We start from the raw sequence: 26,687 nt of genomic DNA, 5'->3' as shown, positions 1-26,687 counted from the left end.
CCTCCTTGGTTATTTTGAAGGTGCGGGCGTTGGCGAAGACGATGAGGACGGTATGGATATCGGCGTTATTCTTGCAGTCGGCATAGGCACGGGCTTTGTCGGTGAAGGCGCCGCTGATTCTGTCGGTGTTGGTGTGGGTGCCGCCGTTGTCGGTGAGGGCGATGCTGCTGTTGTTGGCGCAGATGACGCAGGTGCAGCTGATGCAGAGGGTGTCGGGAGAGGCGATGGCAGCGGCGTTGGCAAAGGCGCCCCGGCCTGGTTCCATCCCCCGCCCAGGGCCGCGTATATGTTGACAATGTAAAGAAGCTCGTTGAGCTGGGCTTTTGCCAGGGCAAGCTCGGCGCTGAAATAGCGTGTTTCCGTGTCAAGGACCTCGAGATAGCTCGAGACACCTCCCTCGTAACGCATGTTGGCAAGATCGGACTGGTTTGAAAGCGTTGCAGTCTGCTCCTCCATCTGTTTTCTGTATATTTTTGACTGCTGGTAGGAGACAAGGGCATCCGAGACCTCTTTGAATGCGTTTAACACTATCCTCTGGTAGGTGAGAGCCGCCTGGCGCTTCACCGATTCAGCGATCTGCACGTTCGATTTGATCTGGCCCGCGTTGTAGATTGGCTGGAGGAGTGCAGCTATTCCGCTGGTGTTATAAGAGTTGACAAGGAACAGGTCGGTGAGCTGCTTGGTGAGGGACCCGCTCTGGGCCGTAAGGCTGATCTGGGGAAAGAACAGGGCCCTGGCGGCGCCGATCTGCAGGTTCGCCGCAACGATCTGAAGCTCAGCCTGCCTTATGTCGGGCCTGTTGATGAGCAGCGATGAGGGGAGGCCCGGCGGTATTGGCTCACCTTTCAGCTGCTCCAGCAGCGTTTTCCCCCTTGGGATATCCCGGGGGTTCATCCCGAGGAGGAAGGAGAGGTAATCCTCAGTGATGGCCTGCTGCTGCTGGATCTGGGTGATGGTGGCCTGGGCGGTGATGACGAGAACCTTTGCCTGGTCCACGTCGAGCATGGTGGCCACGCCGCCTTCCTCGCGGGCCGTCACAAGGGCGAGGGACTGCTCGCGGGACGTGAGGGTGCTTTTCGAGATCTCAAGCTCCATGTCCAGCTCGAGGAGCTGAAAGTATGCTGTTGCCACCTGGCTTACCAGGGTGAGAAAGACCACGTTTCTCGCCTCTTCCGTCGCCAGCAGGGTGGCCCGCTGGGCTGCCGTGGCATTGCGGTACTGCCCCCAGAAATCCACCTGGTAGCTTGACTGGAGCCCGATGTTGAAAGAATCCGACGCTGACTGGGCGCCATGGGCGGTCCATGTGGGCGAATATTCAGAGTACTTGTAAGTCGAATAGTTTACCACGCCTGACAGGTTGGGATACTGGGCCGAGCGGGCCAAGCCGACCTGGGCTCTTGCCTGCTCAATTTTCTCGGCGGCGAGCTTCACGTCATAGTTTTTCACCAGGGCCGTCGCGATGAGGTCCTTGAGGGTCTCGTCCTGGAAAAAATCCCACCAGAAGAGGTCCCCCATATAGGCCTTCACCTCGGCAATCTCGGCCTTCTCTGGCCCGAAGCGGAAAGTGCCCGGTATGTCCAGAGGAGGGCGCACGTATGCGGGGCCGTCATTGCAGGAGGTCAGGGTGAGCCCCAGAGTGGCAAGTAATAATGCAAGGGAAAGAACAGTCTGCCGGAGCCTCATTGCCTTTTCCCCCCCTTGCCTTCATCGGAAGAAGGCTTCTGGGGCTTTCCCTGCGGAGGCGGCGCCTTCTCTTCTCTTGCGGGAGGAGCGCCCTGGGCAGGCCCTTCAGGCTTCTTGGCCTTATCCTGGGGAGGTTTCTCAACGGTCCCGGGCGCAGATGGTTTTCCAGCCGTCTCACCGGCGGGTCCATGCATGGTTTCTCCGGCTGCCTTTGGGGGCTCCTGGGAAGGTTTCTGGCCCACGTTTCCGGCAGGCCCTTTTCCCTGTGCTTCCTGTGATGATCTCCGGTGAGTATCAGGCATCTCTGCCTTTTTCACCTGCTGTGGCAACTGACTTGCATCCGTAGCCTTTCGCGGGTCATAGAAAGGCTGAGGCTCAGGGCTTTTCACGGGCGCCTGCGGCTCATGGGGAACCTCTTCTTCATGGGCAATCTTCTGGATAAGCCCCTCGTAAGATTTCCTGAGGGCAGTGCCTTCGGGAAGGGGAGGCTTCTCCGCGGCCAACGGCGCCTTCGGGGGCACCTCGGCCTTTGCCGGCGCCTTCTCGTGAGGCGGCGTTTTTGCCGCTGGCTCAGCGGGTTTTGCTGCCTGCTCAGCGGCCCTGTCGGTCATCTTCACCGGCGGCTCAGGGGCACGCTCCGGCGCCTTGGCATCGGGCTGCTCTCTTGTGGCGGCTTTGGGAAGGGGCGCCGTTTCTTTCGGCGGCGGTGCCGTTTCCATGAGCACTGGCTTCTCCGCCGTCGGTGGTGGCGGCACAATTTTCACGGGAGGCGCTTCTTTGGGCACAGCAGGAACAGCAGGTGCCTCTTCCCGGGGAGGAACCTCATCACGCTTGATAATATCAACTGGAGCAGGAGCGGGCTCCGCAGCGGGCATTTTTTGCTCCGTAGCGGCTTCGGCATGAGGCTCAAGGGCTTCAGACTTCTTGTCTTTTTTCTTTCCCTTTGAGCCGAGCTCGGCGACTTTCTGGGCAAGCACATAGAGAAGAGGGATGAAGAAGATGCCTATGGCAGAAGCGGCAGTCATGCCGCCGAACACTGCGGTGCCCAGAGAGCGCTGCGAGCCAGCCCCGGCACCCGTGCATGTGGCAAGGGGCAACACACCCAGGATGAAGGCGAAAGATGTCATCATGATGGGCCTGAATCGGATCCGGGCGCCTTCCACGGCGGCATCGAAGAGGGACATGCCCTCCTTTTCGTAACGCTCCTTGGCAAACTCCACGATGAGGATGGCGTTCTTCGCTGCCAGGCCCAGGAGCATCACGAGGCCGATCTGCACGTAGACGTCATCGACGATTTTCACCGCATTGATGGCCAGAAAGGCTCCCATTACCGCCACGGGAAGGCCGAAAAGCACTGAGAAGGGTATTGCCCAGCTCTCGTACTGGGCGGCGAGGAACAGGAACACGAAGACGATTGCGAGGATCATGATGTAAATCTGCGCCGATCCCGCCAGTTTCTCCTGGAATGCCGTGCCGCTCCATTCAAAGCTCCATCCCTGGGGAAGAATCTCCTTCGCGATGCGCTCCATGGCTCCCATGGCCTGCCCCGATGAGTAGCCCGGTGTCGAGGAGCCTATGATCTCCGCCGTGGGATAAAGGTTATAGCGCTGCACCAGTGAAGGCCCCGAGCCCTCTTCAATCTTGGCGAAGGTGGAGATGGGGATCATTCTGCCGTCCGGTGACTGCACATAGAGCCTCTTGATGTTGTCGGGAATCTGGCGGAAGTCGGGATCGGCCTGGATTGACACCTTGTACACGCGGTCATAGAGGTTGAAATCATTGACAGGCACACCGCCCAGGTAGATATTGATGGTCTGGAACACGGAGTTGAGGGGGATGCCCAGGTTCTTAATCTTGTCGCGGTCGAGCTGCAGGTTGATCTGGGGCACCGTGGTCCTGTAGCCTGTATAGAGGCTCATCAGGGCCGGGTCCTTGCCTGCCGCGGCGATGAACTTCTTTGACATGCTGTCGAGCTCATCAAGCCCGTGAGCCTGGCGATCCTCGAGCTCGAACTGGAATCCCCCGGCGTTCCCGAGGCCGGGAATGGGCGGCGGGAGAATGACGACGCCCAGGGCGTCGGGAAACTGCGCCACATAGTCGCGGACATGCTTCATGATGTACCTGATGCTCTTTTCCTTTGTCTTGCGCTTCTCCCAGTCTTCGAGCATGACCACGAGGCTTGTAGTGTTGGAGTTCATCGTGTTGTTCGTGATGTTCATGCCGCCCAGGACGGTCACGTATTTCACGCCGTGGAGCGTTTTAGCGAAATCTACGACCTTCATGGTGAATTTTTCGTTCCGCTCATAGGAGGCGCCGTCAGGGAGGGTGAGGGACACGAAGAAATAACCCTGGTCCTCGTCGGGCACAAAGGCCGTGGGAGTCTTTGTCGCCAGGTGGAACACGGCATAATATATTCCTGCAAGAATGAGAAGAGAGATGGGGGCTATGCGGATGACGAGCTTCACCGTGCCCACATAGAGCCGCGTCACCACGGCGAATACCTTGTTGAAGGAGCCGAATATGAAGCCGAAGATGCCTTTCATGTCAGAGCGGTGCTTCAGGATCATCTTGCAGAGCGCAGGGGTGAGCGTGAGGGCGACGCCGGCCGAGAGGCACACTGAGACGGAGAGCGTGAGGGCAAACTGCTTGTAAAGCTGGCCCGTGATGCCTCCCATGAAGGCTACGGGCACGAAAACTGCGCAGAGCACGAGGGCAATGGCGATTACCGGCGCTGTCACCTCATCCATGGCCTTTTCCGTTGCCTCCAGCGGGCTCATCCCCTGCTCGATGTGACTTTCGACGGCTTCCACCACCACGATGGCGTCATCCACGACGATGCCCACGGCAAGCACAATGCCGAAAAGGGAGAGGGTATTTATTGAGAAGCCAAGGACAAGAAATGAGGCGAAGGTGCCGATGAGGGACACGGGGACGGCAAGCATGGGGATCAGGGTGGCCCTGAAGCTCCCCAGGAAGACAAGGACCACGATGAGCACGAGGATCACGGCGTCCCTCAGGGCCTCGAGCACTTTTTCTATGGAGACGATGATAAAGTCGGTAGTGTCAAGGGTGACCTCGCATTTGAGGCCCGGGGGCATGTCTTTTTCCTTCTCCTTGAGAAGCTTATACAGCAGCTTCGTGGTCTCGACGGCGTTCCCGCCGGGGAGCTGGTAGACGATGATAAGGGCCGCCGGGCTGTCGTTCAGCTTGCCAAAGCTCGTGTAAGTCCTTGCGGCAAGCTCCACCCTTGCCACGTCGCGCATGCGGAGCACCGAGCCGTCAGGCAGTGATTTTATTATCATGTTGTTGAACTCTTCCACCTCGATAAGGCGCCCCTTCATGTTGACGGTGTATTGAATCTGCGTGCCAGTGTTTGCCGGCGGTTGGCCGATGGAGCCCGCAGGGGCCAGCACGTTCTGCTCGTTTACCACGGTGGAGATATCGTTGGCGGAGACGCCCAGCTTGGCGAGTTTCTCGGGGTCAAGCCAGAGGCGCATGGAGTAATCGCGCTGCCCTACGATTTTCGTATTGCCCACTCCCTTGGTCCTTGCGATGGGGTCAACCATCTGGATGGTCGCGTAGTTGCTCAGGAACACGTCGTCATAGACCCTGTTCGGCGAGTAAAGGGCGATAACCATCAGCATGTTGGGAGACTGCTTGGTGATGGTAATGCCCTGGCGCACGGCATCCTGGGGGAGCTGAGCCTGGGCCTTGCTGACGCGGTTGTTCACGTCCACGTTGGCCATATCGGGGTCCCTGCCTACGGCGAAGGTGCACGTGAGGTTATACTGGCCGTCGCTTGTGCTGTATGACGACATGTAGATCATCTGTTCGGCGCCGTTCACCTGCGACTCCAGGGGGATGGCGATTGACTGGGCGACCGTGGCTGCATCGGCGCCGGGATACTGGATGTTCACCTGCACCGAGGGCGGGGTGATATCGGGGAAGCGGGCGATGGGGAGCACCAGAATTGCAATGCTGCCGGCGATGAGGATGACAAGGGAGATGACGATGGCGACGATAGGGCGGTGTATGAAGAACTTGGCCATTACTTCACCCCTTTTTCGGGGGTGACAGGGCCCTCGGTGGGTTCCACCTCCATGTCAGGATGGACCTTGAGCATGCCTTCCACAATGACGCGCTCGCCGGCCTTGACGCCCTTGCGGACTATCACGTTGTTTCCTACCTGATCCCCCAGATCGAGGCTGCGCATTGCCACAATGTTCTTCTTGTCAACGACATAGACCACCTTGGCGTTCTGGTAGGTGATTATGGCCTTCTGAGGCATGAGGATGGCATTTTTCGCCTGAGCGATAGGGAGCCTTATTCTCCCGAACATACCCGGTCTCAGGAGCCGCTGGGGGTTGGGGAAGTCGGCCACCAGATTGAGGGTGCCCGTCTTGGGATCGATGGTAGGCTCGGTGATGGCGATCCTCCCATTGTAACGGTATTTGGTCCCGTCTGACAGGAAAAGCTCGAGGGGCGGCAGTTTCTCTCTCGATATTTTTCCGCCATGTATGAAGTTTTTCATTATCATGATATAGTCGGTCTCGCTGATGTTGAAGTTCACCCTCAGCGGATCGAGGTCCGTGACGTTGGTGAGGAGCGTCGCTTCACCATGGCCCACGAGGTTGCCCGGCGAGACAAGGCGCTTCCCGGCGATGCCGTCGATGGGGGAGGTGACGGTGCAGTAGCCCAGGTTGATCGTTGCCGTGGCAATCTGGGCTTTCGCTGACTCTATCTCGGCCTTGGCCTGCTCTATGGAGACCTTCTGCTGCAGGATGGTGTTTTTCAGGTTCGCCTGGGCCACCGCGAGGTTGGCCTCCATCACCCGCTCGTTGGCAAAGGCGTTGTCGTAATCCTGCTGGGGGACGGCTTTTTTCTCGGCCAGGGGCTTCTGGCGGTTCAGCGTGATAACGGCAAGGTTCAGGTTCGCTTTCGCTGACTGCACATTGGCCTTTGCACTTTCCACGACTACGGTGTCCACGGCCATGGTGAGATCGGCCTTTCCCTTGTCCAGGGCTGCCTTGGCCAGATCGAGATTGGCCTGGTAAGTGCTGGGGTCCAGCGAGAAAAGGACCTGCCCCTTCCTCACCTCCTGGCCTTCTTGAAAGTGCTGCTTGATAAGCAAAGCGTCAACGCGGGCCCTTATGTCAACTATCTCGGCGCCAGTAGTGGGATCGACTGTGGCCACGTATTCGCCGAAGATAGGCACCGTCTTCTGGATGATGGTCTGTACCTCGACGACAGGGGCCTTCGTGGGAGGCCCCGGGTGGATCGACTTGCCCTGGCCCTCTTTTTCCTTCTCGCAGCCGCCGAGAAAGGTGAATATGAGAAAAAGTGACGCCGTGACGGCAAAAGCTCTTTCAAGAAGTTTCAGGAACTTAGTCCAGGTGCCCATTAGATAGCCTTTATCTCTAACAAATACTTGTATTATTATGATGGAAATGACATGATTCTCTGCCTTATGGGATATTCCTTCCGTCATCAAGGGGAATTATGAGGTGAACTTGTGATCTGCCGTAGGGCCTGAGGATATTATCCTCACCGGAAGTGAGAGGCCATCGGGGGACTCAATATATTCTATGAGATCACGGGCATAAGAAGGGAGGTCACCGCGGCGGCGCGCACCGCTGATGTCCTTTGCAGGGCCGATGAATTCTATGAATTCATCGGGGACGCATTTAAAGAGAAGGCGCGAGCGCTCCTCTGACTTGTGGTGAGGGACGACTTTCAGCGCCTTTATGCGGATCGCCCCTCCCTGCATGCGTTCCCATTCAAAGTAATCATCGAGCTTATCCGTCACTTCCCCCGTGTATTCATAGGACGTGCAGACTTTGATCCTGTCGAGTTTTGTGAGGCGGTCGAGCATCGTGAGGGCAAGGGATTCGATGCCCCTGTTTATCGCGAGGGCGTAGCGCCAGGAGAGGAGGTCAGGCCATCCCGCCCTGGTGCCCCCCTGCCAGTCGGTGGCCACGTTGTGGCCCTCGTCCAGTTTTGAAGAAAGTTCCCTGTCCTCTGTCACAAGAGGGCCTGGACCATGGCGGTAGTTATATGCCCTTATGATGCCGATCCTTGACAGGTTGACCTTGCCGGCATAAGGTTTCATAAGGGCTTCGGCGTTGTCAATCGTGGTCCTGGTTTTCGTCACGTAAGGCCAGAAACCGTAATGATAGTCGATAAGGGCGCCCTGGGAGCCCTCGAAAACGGTGGAAGCTTCGCTCTCAACGAGCTTTTCCATGGCCTCTTCGTCCTTCACTAACTGAATGCCGCTGGAATTGACAAGGAACTTGTAGCTCCCAAGAGTTTCACTTACAAGGCCCTCATCGGCGAAATGCCTCACGAATGCATCTATGGCAGGATCGCTGCAGCGCTGAAGAAGCTCTTCGGCTTCTCTGAGCCTCTCAATCCTGTGAGCTTCAATTTTTTTCGCAAGGAGGGGACCGTCGAAGGCGTCACCAATGGTGAGGGAATTGTTCACCGGCCTCTCGCGCTCCATGGCTGCCTGCCCCACACCCATCCCCACGGTGCCGTGGCGCTCCTTTCCCCTGGAGAGCTCCAGGAGCTGCCCGATCATGGCATGCCAGGGAGTGACTACGGTGCAGCGGGGATCTATCGATACCAGTGAAAAGGGGCGTGCCACTCCTTTTTTCGAAAGCTCTTCAGCCTCGGCCACAAAGTTCTGAGGCTTGATGAGCATGTGCCGAGAGATGTGGGTTCTCACGCCGGGCACAAGGGTCCCCGAGCCGAACTGGCTGAAGCAGTGGCAGAGGCCTTCGGGCGTCACCACGTAGTGGGCCGCCTGGGGGCCCCCGCCGTAGCGTACAACATACCGGGCTCCATGGTGCCTCACCAGGAAATCCACCATGGAGCCCTTGCCTTCGTCGCCGTAACCCAGGCCGGCGGTAATTATGAAGGTCGCCTTTGCCACGCCTCTAGCTCGCTTTTTTCATAGGGAATGGCATGGGGAGGCGCCCCTTGACGGTCACTTTGGTGAGGGCCAGGCTTGAGCTGTAGTTCTCCAGGATTTTTTCCACGTCATTGAGGCGCTTCGAAGTCTGGCCCCTCTTCTTCATGTCAACAAGGTAGGAATCAAGATCGCGGGACTTGCTCGTAAGTGCCACGGCGCCCAGCATCACGTCGATTATGGCCTTGGGATCTGAGAGCATGAGGACCCGCTCTCCCAGCACTTCCTGCCACTGCCTCAGGATCTTGTTTTCCGTGTCGCTGCCACCCGCACCGTAGGGCTTGTGGATCAGGAAGACATTGAATTTTTTCCTGAGAGACTCGATAACCTTCCTGGAATCGCACTTCTCGATGTGGTCTCCGAAATGTTCCTTGACCATTTTGGGATCAATCTCCTTGTAGAAGCCCTCGTCGCCGCAGATGAACATAAAGGACTGCTCAGGCTTCTTGAGAATGCAGTGGTGAAGGTAGAAGTAAGCCATCAGCTCATAGGATTCGAAATACTGCCCGCCGCCGCCGCCCTCGAGCCAGATCCGTGAAAGGAAGTCGTCAAGCTCCTTGCTCTGCGAGAAATTACATATCTGCAGCGGTGCCCTGTCGGAGTATACGTCGCCTACCGCGGCAAAGCTGATTGCGGGATCGGGAAGGTAACCCTGCTTCTCGATCTCGCCGAAGAAGAGGGGGAGCTTGTCGTAGATGGTCTTGCTCCAGTTGCCCATGGAGCCCGTCACGTCAAGGATGCAGGCTATGGGGCTCCTGTGGAAGCAGTCTATATCCCGGCATTTCCGTTCGCCCTTCTTCTTTGGAAGAAAGGACTCGTCGGCATTGCTCGTCGAGAATGCCCTGTCCGATATGTCGGAGAACGCCCTGTTGCTTGTGGTGCTGAAGACGTCGCGGTCGTAGCATGAGCCTCCCATTATGTGTTCCTCCTTTTTAATGTGCCGCCTCAATGTTGAAAGGGTAGTACTCGTGCCGTGCACCGAATACTTCCTTGCGGAGATTCGAGAGCCTGTGATACATCTTCCACGCATCGTTGGCTCTTCCCGCGGGGTTCTTGAGCAGAAACTCCCCCAGGAACTCATTGATTCTGCTGTCCACGTGGTCAGGAACAGCCTCATCGCGCGGATCGCCGCCCAGCAGATACACCATCGACCTGCCAAGTGCAAAGAGGTCTGACGCGGGGTGGGGCCGGGTCCTGTGGCGCACTTCAGGCGCCGTGTAATCCCTGTGGATTTCCTCAAAGCTGTCGCAAGCGCCAGGGTTGATGATGCTCCTGGTAAAGTCCACAAGGAAAGCATTGTGATCGCGGGCGCGGACCATGATATTCCCGGGGTGGATGTTGCCGTGGAGCACGCCATGATAGTGCATATAGCCCAGGACCGACAGGAGTCTTTCGAGGATCCAGACCATGTTCCTTGCTTCTATGCCTGAAGGGTAAAGGGCGCGGACCTCCTCAAGGGTGATGCCGTCGATTCTCTTAAGGATAAGAGCTTTCTTCCCCTCTTCAGGGAAAATGAACTGGTCCTCAAGGCGGGGGAGCGACTGGTGGGTCACGTGGTCGTGGACAAGGGCTTCATTGATGATGAGGTGGTTGTCTTCAGCCGCTTTCACGGTCTTGATGACCACCTGCTTGATAGGGGCAACCCTGTCGTGGGGGTCGTCATATTCAGCGAGGTAAAGGTCACACCACTCGCCCTCCCTGAAGTATTCAAGGACCCGGTATTCCCTGCGGGCGGTGGTGATGACGCATTCAGCCTTGCCGGCCTCCATCTCGACAGGCTTCCCGTAAGTTCCGCCCGCGATTTTTTTGTCGGCTGCCATACGAAGGGCATTGACTGTCTTGGTAATGTTGTCGGCGTAAAGGCTTGCCTGCCTGTTGGTGCTGAAGAGGTCCGGGTGATAGAGCTTTATGAGGAACTTGTAAGCCTGGGAGAGCATCGCGGCCTGGCTTTCCGCCGTGGGCCCCAGGTCACCGAAGAGCTGCTCAGGGTGCTCGAAATGGCAGATCCTGTCGTGGACTTCCCTCAGGTGCTCGCTGCTCTTTTCTTTCGGCACGGCGACGGGACTGGTGCAGAGCGCCATCTTTCTTATCTCCCCTTCCGGATACCTGTGATCTCATCATAGCTTATGGAGAGCCGGCGGTCTGTACCCTCCAGTACAGAGGGGAGATTCTCCCCGGCCTTTCATTGAGAATGGTGAGCCGGCGGGATGGCAGGAATTGCTGTGGGAAACGGCTGTAAAGCCTCTTCAGCAGAGCGCACATGAGACGAAGAAGGATGGACCGGTCTCTTTTTCGAATAGATCTCAAGTGATCGAAAAACCTCGCGCCATGAGCGGTAAAGAGAAGTCTATGACAGAGCATTTTCATCAGTTCAGCAATGAGGAGCAGCGGCATGAGGTCACTGACACCAATTACGGTACGGTGGCCCTCAGATATTATTCTGATTATCCTTTCGGGAAGGAAATGTGCCGCGAGACAAGGGCCAGGGAGCACTTCGTTTTTCCGCCCATTCCCTCGATGGCGGCTTACATGGAAGCGAGAGAATGGGCAATAGATGCGATTGCCGTTGAGAGAGGGATAAAAAGAGGGGTTCGAAACTATATTGAATTTGCGGGAGGATTCCACACAAGGGCCCTCTGGATGACTGTCAGGTATCCTGAGATATCTTTTGTCGATACCGATCAGACAGGCCTTGTGCACCTCCATAAGAGAGAGCACATCAGGGCGATCCTGGGGTATGAGCCAGGGAACCTGCATTATGAGGTCCTTGATGTCGTTGAGGGAACAGGCAGGGAAGAGGTGAGAGCCCATCTGCTGCCGGATTCACTGGCAGTGGGGATGATTGCGGGGCTGCTGCGCTATCTCACCCATGAGCAGAAGGCCCAGGTGGCGAGGCAGACTTCGGCTCTGCTGGGAAAAGGGGGGATATGCATCACCTGCGATACCTTCACCAAGGCAGATCTTCACGATCCCGCCGCAACCCTTGACCCCAGGATAGTGCAGGAGCTCACCGTCGCAAAGCGTGGCGTTGATTATTATGCCACCATGCTTGACAACGTCAATCATTTCAGGGAGATATTTCAGGGCAACGGATACCGCTCAATCGAGTTCGTTGATACCGGGACACTGGTCCCTGATATAAGCTGCCTTCACAATGATGAGTTGTTCAAAAATGAAAGTGAGGGCGAAAAAGAAAGGGCCAGGGATTTCTACAGGAGAAGAAAGCTGGCCGTCATGACGGTTTAGGAGACCACCGTCACTTCTGCCGCGGGTCCCCTCCCGGGGAGCCCACGATGAGACCGGAGGCAAAGATCACGGCGTAAGGCTCAGTGACGAGCGCCGCCTCCCCTCGAAAAGGGCCGTGCTCCCGTAGCCCGACTCCCGCAGAAGTCCTGCTGCCTTATCGAAACTCCTTGTGATATGGGAGGGGTCGTGGGCGTCAGCAGTTATCACCACGGGTATTTTTCTGAGTGCGCACTCATTGATGAGGGAAGGCGATGGATAGAATTCTCCGACGGGCTTGTATGCCCCGGCGGTGTTGAGCTCAAAGGCAAGGCCATGGGAGACCATGGCATCCAGGGCTTCCGAGACGGGGCCGTTGATATCAACGGTGGCATAGTAACCGAACTTCTTGGTGAGATCCATGTGGGCTATGATGTCGCAGAGGCCGCTTTCGGCAAGCTCCCTGATGCGGCGCCAGTAAAGGACGATAACCTCGTTGCGCTCGTTTTCCGAGAGCGCCTCCCAGGTGCACGGATGGGCATCAACGCAAAAGCCGTCAACGATATGGACCGAGCCTATCACATAATCAAAGGGAAAGGCCTCCAGCATGCTTTTCAGGCGGCCCGCGGTGCCGGGGAAGAAGTCCGCCTCGATGCCGAGCCTGATGTTAAGACTCCCCTGGAGGCGCTCCTTCTCTTCAAGCACGGATTTCACATACTCTTCAAGCTTTTCGACGGGCATGCTCCAGGTATGGCTTGCTCCTGAGGGATCGAGGACCAGGTGGTCTGAAAAGCCAAGATCCCGGAGTTTATGAAGCGCCGCCATCCGTGAGTAATCGCCCATTTCCCCCGAGCCATCACTCCAGCGGGTATGGACATGATACGATGTTTTCAAGACTTTCATCCTCTCCATTTCACTTCATTTTTCATGCAGGGATTCTTTTCTCAGGCTCCCGGCAGGGCCGATCCTTAATGAATTATCCTGTGGCAGACGATCTCCTCCACAGAGGCCGGCCGTATTCCCGGCCTTTGAGAAAATGCGGGAGAGGGAACTTTTCCATGGCAAGGCAGGGGGATCTCTGAAAATGTAGCTGCCCCGTGAGAGGGAAACAGGGATAAAAGTAAGAATCGTTAAGAATATCCGTGAGCATAAACGGGCACGCGTGGACTGAGCTGAGAATCAAAACAAAGTACTCGACACCATTGCCCTGGAGCAGTGAATATGGCCTCTCAGGAAAAACCCGGCGACAAGTACGCGCAGGCACTGAAATCCCTTGGTGAGCTTGCCTCCCCGCCTGAGGCGCGTGGCCTTGGCGAGCTGCTGGAGCATTACAGGGAAAAGTCCCGTCTCAAGAGCTCAGCTTTCTTCTATGAAGTCCTTGCAGGGGGGATTCATGACAGCCGGAAGCGCGTGGGATACTTCTGCAACCTTGTGCCCGATGAGCTGATCATTGCCTGCGGCGCCCTCCCTGTGAGGCTCTGCAGTCACGATCCCTGCTGGGCGAAGTGCGGGGAAGCCCTTCTCTCTCCCGACCTCTGCCCGGCCCTGAAATCCACGGCAGGCGAATTCGCCGGGAAAGCAGTCGGCGACCTGGACCTTCTCATCGTGCCTGCCGCATGTGACGGGAAAGCAAAGCTTGCAGAGCTTCTCTCACCATTTGTGGAGATATGTTTCCTTGACATCCCCAGGGACAGTGATTACCTGGCGAGTGCCGGCCATTGGGAAGAGCGTTACCGGGCGCTTTTCGGCTTCCTCAGGAAGAGATACCAGGTGAAGGCGGGAAGGAAAGATCTGCTGCGGGCCTGTGATGCGGTCAACAAAAGGACATCAGTCTTCAGGAAGATTTACCGCCTCAGGGCATCTCAGGCGGGTGCCGTGAGCACCTTCGACTATTTCATCATGGCCCAGGCTTCCTTCCATGTCGATCCGCTCCTCTGGAGCGAGAAGGCCGGGGCCCTCCTTGAAGAGGCCCTCGGGGCCGGCAGGGAGGAAGAGAAGGGTAAAAGGATAGTGCTCGCAGGGTCGCCTGTACTCTTCCCGAGCTTCAAGGTCCTTGAGGTCCTCGAGGAAGCCCGGTGTCATGTGGCAGCCGATACGATCTGCAGCACCTATGGAAGGCTCTACGACCCCGTGCAGGTTGACGAGGAGACGGAGCTTGGGATTCTCCGATCCCTGGCCCTCAAGCACATTGCGGCGAGCATGTGCCCCTGCCTCATAGGCGTGAGCAAGCTCCTGGACCGCATCATCGACCTGACGGGTGAATACCGCCTGGATGGCGTCGTCTATCACAGCCTGCACCTCTGCCAGGTCTTTGAGATGCAGTCGTCCCTTGTAAGGCAGGTGCTCAAGGAGAGGGCCATGCCCTTTCTTTCCCTCCAGGCCGATTTTGCCCCTGGAGATAAGGAGCAGCTCCGCACAAGGGTAGAAGCTTTTATGGAGATGATTCCCTGAATATGGTATAATGAAAAGCGATACACCAAAAGGCGAAGGCGGTGCGAAGATGGCACATGGACGATCCCTCCCGGTTCTTGTAATGACGGCTCTGGTGATGCTTACCGGCACGGTGTGGCCCCATCTCTGCGACAATGTCTTCCGCCAGGCCGATATGCTTATCGTGAAGCCTGAGACTTACAACCTGGTGGTGCAGGACAAAGCCTCCTTCAAGGTCTTTCTGCAGAACAACATGGACCGCGGCATTGCCGAGATCAGCCTCCTGGCCTCAAGCCCCGCCTTTGATTTTGTCGTCACCCCCTCAAAGATGGCCATACCCAAGGACCAGCGTGTCTTTTTTGAGGTCTCCATGACGGTGAAAAAGGGGATGAACACGGGGAACTATCCCGTGAATTTCAAGCTTGTGGGGGGCGGCAGGGAATTCAAGAGCTTCAGTCTCAGCACCCAGGGCGGGGGAGGCTCGGCGGCACCTGGTGCCGCGGCAATGTCCTCGGGCCCTGCCAATCTCCTCATTGTACCGCAGTCCCGGGGAGGTATTAAAATCGATGGGGTCATCGATGACAGCGTGTGGTCCTCTTCGGCGGTTTTGTCGAATTTCTCCTCTTCGGCGGGGAGCAAGGCCCTCTACCAGTCCGTGGTGCTCGTGAGCTTTAACAGGGAGTGCCTCAATTTCGGCATCCGTTGCTCCGATGAGAGTGCCGAGGCCCTTTCGCCCGAGGACAGGGTGGACCTCTATCTCTCCCCGAAAGAACCTGGCAAGCTCAAGTATCATGTGAGCGTCTCACCCGATGGGAAGACGACCTTTGACACCCAGGCACACGGCGGCGCCCCGGCACCGTGGAATGTCGGAAATGCCAGGTGCCGCACCTCGAAGATGAAGAAAACATGGTTTGCCGAGCTCTCCATACCCTTTGCCGCCTTCGGGACTGCCTGCCCGACGGCTCCCCAGAAGTGGTCCATCAGGATAGAGAGGACCAAGGCCAGCGGGAAAAAGGAAAAAAGCTTCTGGGCAGCCGATGCATCAGGTTATAACAACGACAAGGGCTTTGGGCAGATTATCATCAACCCGTGACATGAAACATCCTCTCCTTTTCGTTGCAGTGGTGCTGCTTCTCTCAACGGGCCCTTCGCGGGCCGCAGAGCTTGGCATTGATTTCACCTGGCCCTCATATCCCGGTGATTTCTATGCTTCAGGGACCGTATCGTTTCCTCCCGGCGCCGTGAAAACTCCCCGGAATATCACTGTATTCGGCAGCGGGGGCTCGGGCGAGCAGCCCGTGAAGGTCTCAGGCGAGGAAACCTGGCCCGACGGCTCTCTCCTCTCATGCGAGGTCACCTTCGCGGCCAACTCGGGAAGGAAGGAGAGCTACGTGCTCCGCTTCGGGCCGGAAGTCAGGGGGACCAGGGTTCTCACCGAGACGGCGGTCCTTCCCACTATTTCATTTTTTACCGGCGGAGCTCCCAGGACCTCTGAAAACGTCAACATGGACGTGGGGCAGCTTAATGTGATGGTGGACAGGAGCCCCGCCGTTTTCTATTACTGGCATGTCATTCCCATAATGCTCCTCACTGTCATTGTCGTGATCCGCGGCAGGCGCGCGGGGAGGCCGCGGTGATGCCAGGGAAGAAAAGCATTTTCAGATGCCGGATCTCCATGATCCGGAGAATAGTGCAGGTTCTTTCCCTTATTCTGCTCGTGTACGGCGGATATCTCTTCAAGGAGTCCATAGAGGGGCCATCATTGGCCAGCGGCCAGGGGCAGTTCTTTCCTTCCCTCAAGGCTCCCCAGGGCGCCATCTCGACGACGCAGTTCCAGCAGGGGAGCATCCTGTGGCCCTCGGGGGCCACGCCGGTCCTGGAGAACTACCCTCCCGGCCTTATCTGCAGGTTCAATCCCAAAGGGGGCATGTTCAAGGCCTGCTTCCTCCACTTCATTTCCGAGAACCTCACATGGAGGACGGCCGTGAAATTCATGCTGCCCCATATCACGCTTTTCATGCTGCTGTGCTTTCTTCTCGGCCGCGCCTGGTGCGGCTGGACCTGCCCCATCGGCACCGTGGGCGACTTTCTTACGTGGCTCAGGAGAAAGATGAATATCCCCATGCGGCGCTTTTCTGTCCCCTTCAGGCATGGCCTCGTATTCTCCTCTTACGGCCTCCTTGCTCTCACCACTGCAATCTCGGCTTTCATCGGGATCCCGAAGTATGCCAGGTTCCAGTGCAACCTTTTCCTCCCTTACTGCCAGGTCTGCCCGGCCCGGATCATATGCCCTCTCTTCGGACTCATCAGGCCCAGCTGGAAGGATTTCACCTCCCTCACCACCACGATATTCACCCTGCTTGCCTGGGTGGTTCTGGGGCTTTTTGTGGCGGCCTTCTACTGGGGCCGCCGCGTATGGTGCCATCTCTGCCCCGTGGGGCTCATCAACTCCTGGTTCAACAGGGGGAGCGCCATGGAACTGGTAAAGGATCCCCTGAAATGCAACAAATGCGGCTCATGCGCCGATGCCTGCCCCATGGGCCTCACGGCAATGTACGAAGAGGAGAGGAATGTCATCTACAACCAGGGCGGCTGCATCATGTGCCTCAGGTGCGTCGAGATATGCCCCCGGAAGGGCTGCCTCTCAGCGCGTTTCCTGGGGCGGAAGATTACCGAGTCCAGGTTTGAGTGACCATGGTTTCTCACGTTCTGATTGAAATACCATGAGAAGGTGAAAGAGAAAGGGGAAAGAATACTAGTTATTGAATGGGGAGCAGTGTTTTCTGCGAAATAAGACAAATCCCCGTAAAAAAGATTGCCAGCACCGATCATACTAATTATCTCACTCAGGAGGGCTCACATGCCCGCACATAAAGCAGCAAGAAACAAGAAACCCCTGTTCACCGGCGATTTTCCCCACACGGAAGATTTTCTCCACAGCATCATCAACTCGATGGCCGAGCCCGTCTTTGTCAAGGACGACCAGCACCGCTGGATTCTCATCAATGAAGCTTATTGTGAGCTTGTGGGATACTCGCGGGAAGAGCTGCTAGGCAAGTCTGATTATGATTTCTACCTTAAAAGAGAGGCAGATGTATTCTGGAAGAACGACAGCGAGATGCTCTCCACGGGAAAAGTGAAAGTGAATGAAGAAGATTTTACCGACAGGAGCGGGAGATACCATGTGATAAGGACCAGGAAATCCCTTTACATTGACAGTTCAGGCAGAAAATTCATTGTGGGGATAATAATCGATATCACCGAGCGGAGAGTGGATGAAGAGAAGATAAGGAAGCTCAATGCCGACCTCGCCCAGCGCGTTGAGCTGCGCACCGAGGTGATTGAAGCCATCAACAAGAAGCTTGTAGAGGAGATAGCGGAGCGTATTGATGCTGAAAAGGCCCTCAGAGACTCCAGAAATTACCTGGATAAAATGATCAATACCATTGCTGATCCAATTTTTGTCAAAGACAAGCGACACCGGTGGGTGCTGCTCAATGACGCATACTGCGCTTTCATGGGATATACAAGGGAGGAGCTTCTCGGAAAAACCGACTTTGATTTCTTTCCCCATAAAGAAGCCAAGGTATTCTGGGAAAAGGATGAGGAAGTTTTCAGGACAGGCGTGGAGAATGTCAATGAAGAGCAATTCACTGACAGGGGCGGAAAAACCCACACGATTATCACGAAAAAGACCCTTTACAAGGACAGCTCCGGTACCATGTCCATTGTGGGGATTATAAGGGATAGTTCGGAACAGAAGCTTATTGAGGAAAAACTGAAGGAGAGCGAGCAGAAATACCGGGCCCTTTTCGAGTCATCTCCCGATGCAATCTTGGTGCTGGACGACGGGGGAATCATCAGGGATATCAATGTCCGGGGCGCCGCCATGTTCTGTTCATCAATCGATGAGCTGAAGGGAAAGCATTTCAAGGAGATTCGGAGACTTACTGAGAAGAGCAAGGATATGGTCATTGAAGCCTTTTCCCGGAGGATGAAGGGAGAGATAATCGCCCCCTACAGGATCGATTTCACTGACGCTGAGGGAAGGGCCCGCGTCGGAAGGGTCACCGCAGTAGCCCTCCTGAACGGCGACAATCTCATAAGGGGTATCGTGGTCATGGTTGCGGACATATCAGACATGGGATGACGTTCTGAGATGATCCTGCAATAGTTTTGTTACATATTTTTAACGCTGTTTACAGAAAATTTACTTTACAAGCCTTTCCTTTCTCCGTTTCTGCCTGATAATAGTAATTACAGGAACTCTTTCGTCCGTGCCTTGTTTCAATACCATGAGCTGTCCAACAAAAAGGAGGATGCGCCATGTCAGATGACAACACCATAACCGAAATAGAGGAAACCTCTTCCAGGAGCCAGAGTGCCCCTGTTCAGCCGCCACCGTCAACGCCCCCGCCTGCCCAGGCCGCTGCATCTTCAGCCCCTTCAGCAGAGAAGGAGGCCTCTGACCCGGTAAAAAAGCAGAGTGAGTCACAGACATCCCTGAGCAGGGAGGCTGAAAAGCCTCAGGTTCCCGGGGAGCAGCCATCCTCCTCGGTGTCCTCCTTCAGGGACGCCTGGTCGGTTGCGGTCAATGGAAAGAAGGAGTTCGGGGAGCCTTCGAAGTCTGAGCCGAAGGAGCCCCCGAAATATACCGGCGAGACGTCAAGCGCCAAGGATCCGAAGGAGCCCCCGAAATTTACCGGTGAGCCATCAAGCGCCAAGGATCCGAAGGAGCCCCCGAAATATACCGGCGAGACCTCCAAAAGCCCGCTCCAGAGCGCCGGTGAATACGTAGAGAAGGGCATGGACCTTGCCGGCATGGGCGGCCTGGGGAAAGCGGTAAAAGATACGGTCCTCACCGAGGGGAATGTGAAAAGCATCGGTGAGGATGTGCAAAAAGTGATGGACGGGCAGGCAAAGAAGGCGGAGGAAACCGGTGCTGCCGCCGATGGCGCGGGGAAGCCCAAGGAAACACCCCTGGAGAGGGCCGTGAATCTTGCCAAGCTTGGCCTCCATGTCCCGGAGCTCAGGAAAATAGGCGATGAGATAAAGGAGAAGGGCTTCACCAAGGAAAGCGTGGAGAAGCTCAAGGAGATTGCGCCTGATCTCAAGGGCGTCATCACGCCTGAAAATATGCAGGCATTCAAGGACCTCAAGCCTGAGACGCTGGACAAGGTGTTCACCCCTGAAGTGATGAAGGAGATGCAGGAGAAGTTTCCCAAGCTCGCTGAGAAGCTTAATTCAGGGAACCTCGACAAGTTCAAGCAGAACCTGGGGAACCTTCAGCAGAATCTCACAAAGGAAAAGATGGCCTCCACGATGAGCCAGCTTGAGCCCTGGGTAAGGACCGCCGGGGGCGAGGGGACCCTCAACATGCTTGACAGAATGATCGGTGATCCTTCCAAGCTCGGCGGCGGCGACAAGACCCTTTCGACGGAGGACTTCAAGGAGATCGCCAGAGGCGCCCTCAACACCGGGACGGGCCAGCAGCTCCGCGACCAGATGCTGCTGCAGAACGTGCCGCTCATCACTCACGGCATCCTGGGGAGGGAGCTGAAGAACCCGAACAGAGTGGAACGGCGCCTCAACTTTGCAAGGAACCAGGCGACACCGGAGCGCATCGCCAGTGAGGCCAAGGCCCGGCAGAATGTCCTTGGCTCAGTGGGCCTCCCTGACAGCACGGTACCGCGGAGCTTCACGGAGCAGGAGATCAAGGGCCTCGCCGACGCGGCCCGCCGCGCACAGAACATGGGCATGGGTTCGATGCAGTGCCCCCAGGGATCAAGCGACCAGGATGCCATGCACCAGATGCTCCAGAATGCCGTAAAGCCCCTCATGAAAACCTTGAGCCCGGAGAACGGCATCACCCAGCAGGAGATGCATAACCTGGCGCAAGTGGGAAACATGACCTATGACGTCCTCGGGAGCCTCTACCAGGCCCTGGGCGGCAGATACAGGTAAACCGCTTCACACCTCGCAGCGGAGGCCCATGAAAGCGGCCCAGGCATCGCGGGCGGCCTCCAGAACGAGGGGGCGGTGGGCCTCAATGAAGCGCATCTTTTCATACAGGGCGCAGCAATGGGGATCGGGCCCGTTGATGTCCCCTGAGTAATAGTAAGCCCTTGCCCTGCATCCTCCCCCCGAATCGGCAAGGGCCGGGCAGGACGCGCATTGCTTTGACGGCACGAACATCCCGCTGCGGGCCTGGTACTGCTCCCATAGCTCCATAAGGCTTGACTCCCGCACGCTCCCGCCCAGGAATTCCGTGCTGAAGAAGGCGCAGGTAGTGGCTTTCCCATAGGCATTTATCCCGAACTTGCTGCATTTCGCCGGGCAGCCGAAGCCATCCCATCCCCTGTCGGTAAAGTTCTCCAGGTGGAGGCCCCCATGGTCTGAGAGGTCCCTGATCTTCTGCTTGAGGTAAGGGATCATTGCGGGGGGGATGAGAAGCTCTCCATGGGCTGCAGCTCTTCCCGAGGGCTTTATGGTGCCCACGACGATATTTCTCACCGCCAGGCGGGAGAGGAGCCCTGGAAGCTCCGTCATCTCGGTAAAGTTTCCCCTGTGCACGGTGAAGTGCACCGAGAGGGCCTTGAGGCCCGAGGATTGAAGGAGCTCGAGGGCCTTGAGGGCAGCCCTGAAAGCGCCGTTCCCCCTGAGGGAATCATGGCTTGAAGCCTTTACGCCGTCCAGGCTTATCTTCACCCTGACTCCCTGCCTGGCGAGGCAGGCAGCGGCTTCTTCCGTCATGAGCACACCGCTTGTGAGAAGGGTGACTCCAAGGCCGAGAGCCCCGGCCCTGGCGAGGATATCCATGAGATCCTCGCGGAGCATGGGCTCGCCGCCAGAGATGACAAGGTTTTTCACCCCCATGGCATGGCACTGGTCAACGATACCCAAGAGCTCCTCACCGGTGAGCTCCCTGGCAAAAGGCTCGCCAGAGGAGGAGCAGCAGTGCAGGCACCTGAGCGGGCAGGCATTGGTCACATCGAGGTAGAGCCGTGATGGGAGGCGGCAAGTGCTCATCGGCGTGCCTGCCTAACAGCCTGTGGGCTCAATGTGGTATTGTACGGCATTCTGCTCGAGTGCCCGGGTGATTATCTCTTTAAAAGCGGGGTTGCCGTCAACAGGGCTGTTCATGACCCGGCCGAACAATCTCTGGTCGAGCATATCGGCTCCAGGTTCACGGCGGCCCAGGGTCTTCTTCACTTTACTTTTTGCTGCTGCAAGCATCTGGGGGAAGCCCCTGAACTCCATGAGCTCCTCTGCCACAAGCCTCTCGACCTTGTGAAGAAGGGCAGGAGAAGCTTCGGACCTCAATCTGTAGAGGTACGAGGGCTCTCCCGCCCTGTCCCATTTTTTGACTTCGAGGCAGTTGGCGGTAAAAAGCTCGCAGAAGGCGAGCATAACGGTCTTTTCAGCGCCATGCCGGCAATAGACGGATTTATACTTGTCGTAGAACCTGCTGGTATCCATGGGCTTCTCCCTCAGTCAGGTCGCCTCACCAAACCCGGCAGAAGACTCCCTCGGGGACCGTCCCGGTCCCGAATGATGTCCCTCATCCACCGGTATTCCTGCAGCCGCCGGAGAAAAGCAGAACCCCTATTAGGGCCGAAAGAAAGAGCATCTTCAACCCCTTCATTTCGCCTCCTTGGGAAGTTTTTGCCGATTTATGCCTTAAGAGGGAAGCAGAAGGCCTCCCTGGTTTTTAGTAACGGTTCTTCTTGAAGCCGCCGCCGCCCCTTGCTCCGCCGCCACCTGAATCTTTCCTGTCCCTTGCCTCGTTCACGGTAAGGGCTCTCCCGTCAATCTCCTTCTTGTCAAGACCCGCGATGGCCGCCTTGGCCTCTTCCTCGCTGCTCATCTCTACAAAGCCGAACCCTTTGGACCTCCCCGTGTCACGGTCAGTGATGATGCTCACCGATTCCACGGCGCCGAAGGGGGCGAAGAGCTCGCGAAGGTTGTCCTCCGTGGTGCGGTAGGCAAGGTTCCCCACATACACTTTTTTACTCATTCCTGAAGCTCCTTCTCCAGATTTGCTGGAATAATATCGGTACATACCGGCTGTCATTCACTATAAAATTCAGGACCCGCCGGCACACAAAACAGGAGCCTCAGGGAAGCCTAATTCTCTATTGAACAACTGCGTTGATTATTATACCATGGTTTGGCAAGTACGTGCAATAAATTGCCTTGAAAAAAAAACTTTTTTCTGGTACACTGTCCTCAAGTGGAGGACAAGCCTTCAGTATCAAATTTTCTGGGAAAGGTGCCCCATGCTTATGAGAGCTGACAGAAAAATTTTTTTTTCACCGGGACTGGGGGCGCTTCTTTTCATTCTCAGCATCATTGGCCTCTGCTGCGGGCGGAAAGCTCCACCCCCGGTAGTGGCGCCGTCCCTGAATGCTCCTTCCAAAGCGGCGCCGGTTCTCAGTGACGAGGAAGCAGTAAAAAGGATATCCCTTGACAGAGATGTGCTTGCCATGATCAGAAAGGAATCCAGGGAGCCCTTTTCTCCTCTCAATGGCTGGAGCCCTGACGGGGAGCAGGTTGAGGCGCCCGGTGTCATCCTCCCCATAGAGGGTCAGGACGTGGAGCAGCTTGTGGAGAAGATGCGCGAGCCCCTTCAGAAAAAGGGCTATCAGCCATATATCACTGATGTGGCAGGTGAAAAGGTAAAATGCCTCACCCTTGTGAAAGATACTGATCCTTATGCAATACTGGGGATAATGCAGACCAACGGCGTCAACTGCGATATCACAAATGAAAAGATAACAGAGAAGCTTATGGCATGGCAGGTGCGCTTCCCCATGGTCATCCTGGGCGCCGGGCAGGACTGGGTGGAGGTAAAGTTCAGAAAGCTTCCTTCATCGATGGATGCCTTTGCGAAGGAAGTATACGAATTCTGCCCCGACTGCGTGGATCAGGGCTGCGGATCGGTAGAGGCCCTGGCCTGTGAGATAAAGAAAACGGGAAAACTTTTCCTGTGGTGGGACTGACATGCGGTACATAAGTGCATTTATCATTCTTCTCGTATTTTTTGTGACGGGCTGCTCAAAGGATGACAACGGCGGCTGGACCGGTACCTCCGGCAACAGCTCCACGTCTGATGAGGATCTCTGGGGATCGCTGGGTTACTCAGGTTTTTCGGCAGGTGAAGTCGATTATCTCTCGTTTGATGCCAACGGGAGCGGATACTACATGGGCTACCGCGATATTGCCAACGGCAACAGGGCCACGGTAATGAAATATGACGGATGGTCGTGGTCCAATGTTGGCAATGCCGGGTTTTCACCAGGCACCATGGATTCTCTCTCCCTTTCTTTGAGCGATGCAATCCCTTATGTGGCATTCCGCGACCATGTAAACGGGAACGGCGTAACGGTGATGCGGTTTGACGGCGGGCAATGGAGCTATGTCGGAAGGTCGGGCTTTTCTGCAGGTGAAGCGGCATTTATATCGCTCAAAGTATACGGCGGGGTGCCCTATGTGGCTTACATGGACGGGGGTAACGGCAACAAAGCGACAGTCATGCGCTATCACGAAGGTTCCTGGCTTCCTGTGGGAAATGCCGGCTTTACCGAGGGAACTGCCGGTGACATATCCCTTTCAGTCTATAATTCTGTGCCTGGAATCGCTTATATGGACGGGACGCGGGGGAACAGGGCGACGGTGTCTCATTTCGTAAACGGCGCCTGGCAGTTCATGGGGAGTCCCGGTTTTTCCTCTGATACCGCGCAGTATACTTCGCTCTTTATTTACAGCGGTGTGCCCTACGTGGCTTACCGCGACGGCGGCTACAGCGCAAGGGCTACGGTGATGAAGTACACGGGATCATGGGAAAGTGTGGGCTCGGCGGGATTTTCCGACGGCCCCGTCGAGTACACTTCGTGCTTTGTGACGGGGGGGGGCGTCTATGTGGCTTTCAAAGACAGTGACCATGAGAATAAGGCTACGGTGATGTACTACAGCGGGTGGGGCTGGGAGGCCCTGGGAAAGAAGGGGTTCTCCTCGGGAGAAGTGCGCTCAGTCAATCTTCTCGTTCAGGACGGCTATGTCTTTGCAGGGTTCAGGGATGATGGATATGATGGGAAGGCGCGGGTTATGAGATACGACAGATGGCAGTAAGGGGGCCAAGTGAGCGATAATTATCTTGATAAGGCTCACGGGGAGTTTGACAGGGGCCTTGAGCATCTGAAGGCCGGCGAGTTCTGGGAAGCCCGGGAGTGCTTCGACAGGTCTCTGGAGATTTCCAAAAAGCTTCCCGGGACGGAGAGGCACCAGGCATACTGCCTTCTCAACATAGGCGTGGTCCTTGCAAGCAGTTCCTCCACCGAGCTCGAGGAAGCAGGAAGCTCTTTCCTAAGCGCCCTGTCACTCTTTAAATCCGTCAATGCCTTGGCAGAGGTGGCTCTCTGCCACTTTTACATAGGCAGGGTTCACAATGATCTGCACAGGCCAAAAGAGGCGGAAGCCTCCCTCCATGAAGCCCTTGAGCTCTTCGCATCACTCCCGCCGATGGATCTCCATCCCGGTGATCATGCCCTCTGTCATCTCTACTATGCCGATGCCATCCTGCGGCAGGGAGACATCGAGAAGGCCGAAACTCATTACCGTGAGGGCTTTTCACTGTATCAGCGCTCTTTCGGAGATGATGACATGATGGCTGATTATCTCATCGCCGCCGCGAGAAGGCTCAAGGCCGCACATGAGCCCCGGCGGGCCTCCCCCTATTTTGAGCAGGCTCTCGCGGTGCTCATGAGGCTCCCCCCCTCCAAGAAGAATGAATATCTCCAGCAGGTGTGCCGGCGCGAGCTGGGAAAGGAGCCTAAAAAGCCCGCAGCGGAGTCCCGTGAGATATCCTTCTCCGATGCCATTGAGAGGATGGACCTTGCGGCCCTGAAGCGTTTTGTGGACAGGGGAGGCGAGGAGCACATAGGCGAGAAGCTCGGTCTCGAGCGCCTCGTTTCCTACGAGTGTTCTGATGATATCTTCGGGATCTTCAGGAATGTCTCCACGGGTGATGCGAGGCGGTATTTTCTCGAGGTCCTCTCCAGGTTCTCCGAGGCTATAAAAAACAAGGACCACGAGACGCTCTCAAGGCTTATATCGGCAGGCACAGGCATCAATGCATGGAACGACAAGGGGCAGACCCCCCTTCACCTGGCGGCGTACAACGGCCTTGCCGATGTGGCGGGATTTCTTATCGCAAAAGGTGCCGATATAGATGCCCGTGACCACAAGCACCTTACCCCCCTTCACCTTGCTGCCCACGAGGGCCATGGGGAAGTGATAAAGGTCCTAATCGCGGCGGGGGCCATGGTAAATGCCCGCGATGGAGGCAACAGGACGCCCCTTCACTGGGCCATGGCCAAAGGCCATGAGAGCGCTGCAGAGATCCTTCGTGCCCATGGCTGGAAGCAGGGGCGGTAGCTCTCACTCTCCATGAGCCTGCTCCCCGGGACCTGCCGAAAGTTTCTCCCTCACGGCGGGAATCGACCTTTCAAAAAGCATCCTGAGGGAAGGATGGGTTTTCATGAAAGCCTTCAGGGCCTCTTTCCCCTTGAGAGTGAGCCACGAAGAGGGGAAAGTGTCATAATAGCTCCTCAAAAGCGATGAGAAGTGAAAGGCTGAAGCAAAAGATGCGATGGCGCTGGAGACAAGGAGCGCCATGAGGCGCAGAGAAATACCATCTTTTGTGAACGGCGAGAGGCCTTCGACAAGAAGGATGCCAAGTGCCGCAGTCGAGAGCAGGGCGGAGGCGGAGAAAAGAAGTGTCGTGCCGCGGCCTGTTGCGGGGAGGCTCATTGTCCTGACATACTCCTTGTACCTGTCCGAAAGGAGAAAGCCCATTTCCGTATAGTGCCTGACCATGCTCTCCCTGAAGGCCGAGAGCTCCTTTGAGAGCCGCGCCGGCCAGTCATCAACAAGCTCCTGTTGAAATTTCCCGTATGTCGTCTTCTTCCCGATGAGTCCCTTCGCAATGATAAGCTCTATGGGGTGGAGGGAGCGGTTTTTTTCATCGTCTGAGAGAAGCTCCTCTATGTCAGGCGCCGCGGTGATGGTGCGCCATTCGCTGCGCTTTTCCCTTGAGGTGTATTCCTGGATGATAAGAAAACGCTCCTCTATCAGGCGGTAAAGGGCCGCATCCCGTGCCCCCTGGAGGCCGTGGAGCAGGAAGGAGAGCTCCAGGAGGCTGTTCTTTTCGAGGCATCCGCTCTCCGTGGTCAGATTTATCTCATATTCAAAGCGGCGCTGTCTGGCAATGAGGTCTGAAAGGAAGAGCCAGTAAAGGCCTGCGGAGATAATAATCCCCAGCAGTGCACCGGTAAAAAGATACAGAATGACACCGGTAACGATGGAGGCACCACCTTTCACTCTT

21 protein-coding genes are annotated in these 26,687 nt (G+C 56.5%); 10 read left to right on the top strand and 11 right to left on the bottom strand.

All coding sequences use genetic code 11. The features are described 5' to 3' along the window. Positions 1-9: 9 nt before the first annotated feature. From RDV48_00740 to RDV48_00715, 6 genes are all read right to left on the bottom strand, one after another. Positions 10-1,683, bottom strand: a complete 1,674-nt coding sequence (locus tag RDV48_00740; protein MDQ7821296.1) for a TolC family protein — start codon at positions 1,681-1,683, stop codon at positions 10-12. Further along, a complete protein-coding gene (locus tag RDV48_00735) occupies positions 1,680-5,732 on the bottom strand; it encodes a multidrug efflux RND transporter permease subunit (protein MDQ7821295.1) in 4,053 nt (1,350 codons plus the stop codon). The genes RDV48_00740 and RDV48_00735 overlap by 4 nt, the downstream gene beginning before the upstream one ends. Continuing rightward, complete coding sequence (locus RDV48_00730; GenBank protein ID MDQ7821294.1) at positions 5,732-7,084, bottom strand: efflux RND transporter periplasmic adaptor subunit; 1,353 nt, start codon at positions 7,082-7,084, stop codon at positions 5,732-5,734. Before RDV48_00730 ends, RDV48_00735 begins: the two co-directional genes overlap by 1 nt. Before the next feature lie 96 nt (positions 7,085-7,180). Then, a complete protein-coding gene (locus tag RDV48_00725) occupies positions 7,181-8,614 on the bottom strand; it encodes an adenylosuccinate synthetase (GenBank protein ID MDQ7821293.1) in 1,434 nt (477 codons plus the stop codon). Between the two features lie 4 nt (positions 8,615-8,618). Beyond that, entirely contained in the window at positions 8,619-9,566 is a 948-nt protein-coding gene (locus RDV48_00720) for a hypothetical protein (GenBank protein ID MDQ7821292.1), read from the bottom strand. A gap of 16 nt (positions 9,567-9,582) precedes the next feature. Beyond that, entirely contained in the window at positions 9,583-10,731 is a 1,149-nt protein-coding gene (locus RDV48_00715; protein ID MDQ7821291.1) for a hypothetical protein, read from the bottom strand. A 268-nt stretch (positions 10,732-10,999) separates the two neighbouring features. Here RDV48_00715 and RDV48_00710 point away from each other — a divergent pair, with 268 nt between their 5' ends. After that, positions 11,000-11,896 carry a class I SAM-dependent methyltransferase gene (locus tag RDV48_00710; GenBank protein MDQ7821290.1) on the top strand — a complete coding sequence of 299 codons (897 nt, stop codon included), beginning with the start codon at positions 11,000-11,002 and terminating at the stop codon, positions 11,894-11,896. A gap of 66 nt (positions 11,897-11,962) precedes the next feature. Here the strand turns inward: RDV48_00710 and RDV48_00705 are convergent, their stop codons facing one another. Further along, the gene (locus tag RDV48_00705; protein MDQ7821289.1) at positions 11,963-12,766 is read right to left on the bottom strand and encodes a histidinol-phosphatase HisJ family protein; all 804 of its coding nucleotides are present in this window, start codon (positions 12,764-12,766) and stop codon (positions 11,963-11,965) included. Positions 12,767-13,093: 327 nt separating this feature from the next. On the opposite strand from RDV48_00705, the gene RDV48_00700 reads away from it, so the two are divergent. The 6 genes from RDV48_00700 to RDV48_00675 all read left to right on the top strand — a co-directional run bounded on the left by RDV48_00700 (position 13,094) and on the right by RDV48_00675 (position 20,266). After that, positions 13,094-14,323, top strand: coding sequence for a 2-hydroxyacyl-CoA dehydratase family protein (locus RDV48_00700; GenBank protein MDQ7821288.1), 1,230 nt, complete (start codon positions 13,094-13,096; stop codon positions 14,321-14,323). Positions 14,324-14,372: 49 nt separating this feature from the next. Next, positions 14,373-15,395 (top strand): hypothetical protein, encoded by a 1,023-nt coding sequence (locus RDV48_00695; GenBank protein ID MDQ7821287.1) that lies wholly within the window; start codon positions 14,373-14,375, stop codon positions 15,393-15,395. Between the two features lies 1 nt (position 15,396). Then, the gene (locus RDV48_00690) at positions 15,397-15,939 is read left to right on the top strand and encodes a hypothetical protein (GenBank protein ID MDQ7821286.1); all 543 of its coding nucleotides are present in this window, start codon (positions 15,397-15,399) and stop codon (positions 15,937-15,939) included. After that, a complete protein-coding gene (locus RDV48_00685) occupies positions 15,939-16,994 on the top strand; it encodes a 4Fe-4S binding protein (protein ID MDQ7821285.1) in 1,056 nt (351 codons plus the stop codon). Before RDV48_00690 ends, RDV48_00685 begins: the two co-directional genes overlap by 1 nt. A gap of 168 nt (positions 16,995-17,162) precedes the next feature. Next, the gene (locus RDV48_00680; GenBank protein MDQ7821284.1) at positions 17,163-18,452 is read left to right on the top strand and encodes a PAS domain S-box protein; all 1,290 of its coding nucleotides are present in this window, start codon (positions 17,163-17,165) and stop codon (positions 18,450-18,452) included. A gap of 176 nt (positions 18,453-18,628) precedes the next feature. Further along, positions 18,629-20,266 (top strand): hypothetical protein, encoded by a 1,638-nt coding sequence (locus tag RDV48_00675; GenBank protein ID MDQ7821283.1) that lies wholly within the window; start codon positions 18,629-18,631, stop codon positions 20,264-20,266. Positions 20,267-20,272: 6 nt separating this feature from the next. Here RDV48_00675 and RDV48_00670 read toward each other — a convergent pair whose 3' ends face one another. The 3 genes from RDV48_00670 to RDV48_00660 all read right to left on the bottom strand — a co-directional run bounded on the left by RDV48_00670 (position 20,273) and on the right by RDV48_00660 (position 22,319). Further along, positions 20,273-21,331 carry a radical SAM protein gene (locus RDV48_00670; GenBank protein ID MDQ7821282.1) on the bottom strand — a complete coding sequence of 353 codons (1,059 nt, stop codon included), beginning with the start codon at positions 21,329-21,331 and terminating at the stop codon, positions 20,273-20,275. 12 nt (positions 21,332-21,343) lie between these two features. After that, positions 21,344-21,781 carry a hypothetical protein gene (locus RDV48_00665; protein ID MDQ7821281.1) on the bottom strand — a complete coding sequence of 146 codons (438 nt, stop codon included), beginning with the start codon at positions 21,779-21,781 and terminating at the stop codon, positions 21,344-21,346. A 232-nt stretch (positions 21,782-22,013) separates the two neighbouring features. Further along, entirely contained in the window at positions 22,014-22,319 is a 306-nt protein-coding gene (locus RDV48_00660) for an RNA-binding protein (GenBank protein MDQ7821280.1), read from the bottom strand. Between the two features lie 268 nt (positions 22,320-22,587). On the opposite strand from RDV48_00660, the gene RDV48_00655 reads away from it, so the two are divergent. Genes RDV48_00655 through RDV48_00645 form a run of 3 tightly spaced genes read left to right on the top strand, consistent with a single transcriptional unit; the run spans position 22,588 to position 25,738 of the window. Then, complete coding sequence (locus RDV48_00655; GenBank protein ID MDQ7821279.1) at positions 22,588-23,304, top strand: DUF4253 domain-containing protein; 717 nt, start codon at positions 22,588-22,590, stop codon at positions 23,302-23,304. A 1-nt stretch (position 23,305) separates the two neighbouring features. Then, entirely contained in the window at positions 23,306-24,433 is a 1,128-nt protein-coding gene (locus RDV48_00650; GenBank protein ID MDQ7821278.1) for a hypothetical protein, read from the top strand. A gap of 9 nt (positions 24,434-24,442) precedes the next feature. Next, positions 24,443-25,738 (top strand): ankyrin repeat domain-containing protein, encoded by a 1,296-nt coding sequence (locus tag RDV48_00645; GenBank protein MDQ7821277.1) that lies wholly within the window; start codon positions 24,443-24,445, stop codon positions 25,736-25,738. Positions 25,739-25,741: 3 nt separating this feature from the next. Here the strand turns inward: RDV48_00645 and RDV48_00640 are convergent, their stop codons facing one another. Beyond that, positions 25,742-26,683: a hypothetical protein gene (locus tag RDV48_00640; GenBank protein ID MDQ7821276.1), complete on the bottom strand. Its 942-nt coding sequence runs from the start codon at positions 26,681-26,683 to the stop codon at positions 25,742-25,744. Positions 26,684-26,687 lie beyond the last annotated feature (4 nt).

This window comes from Candidatus Eremiobacterota bacterium (assembly GCA_031082125.1).
Lineage (GTDB): Bacteria > Vulcanimicrobiota > CADAWZ01 > CADAWZ01 > Ess09-12 > Ess09-12.
This window is presented reverse-complemented; position numbering and strand designations above follow the sequence as displayed.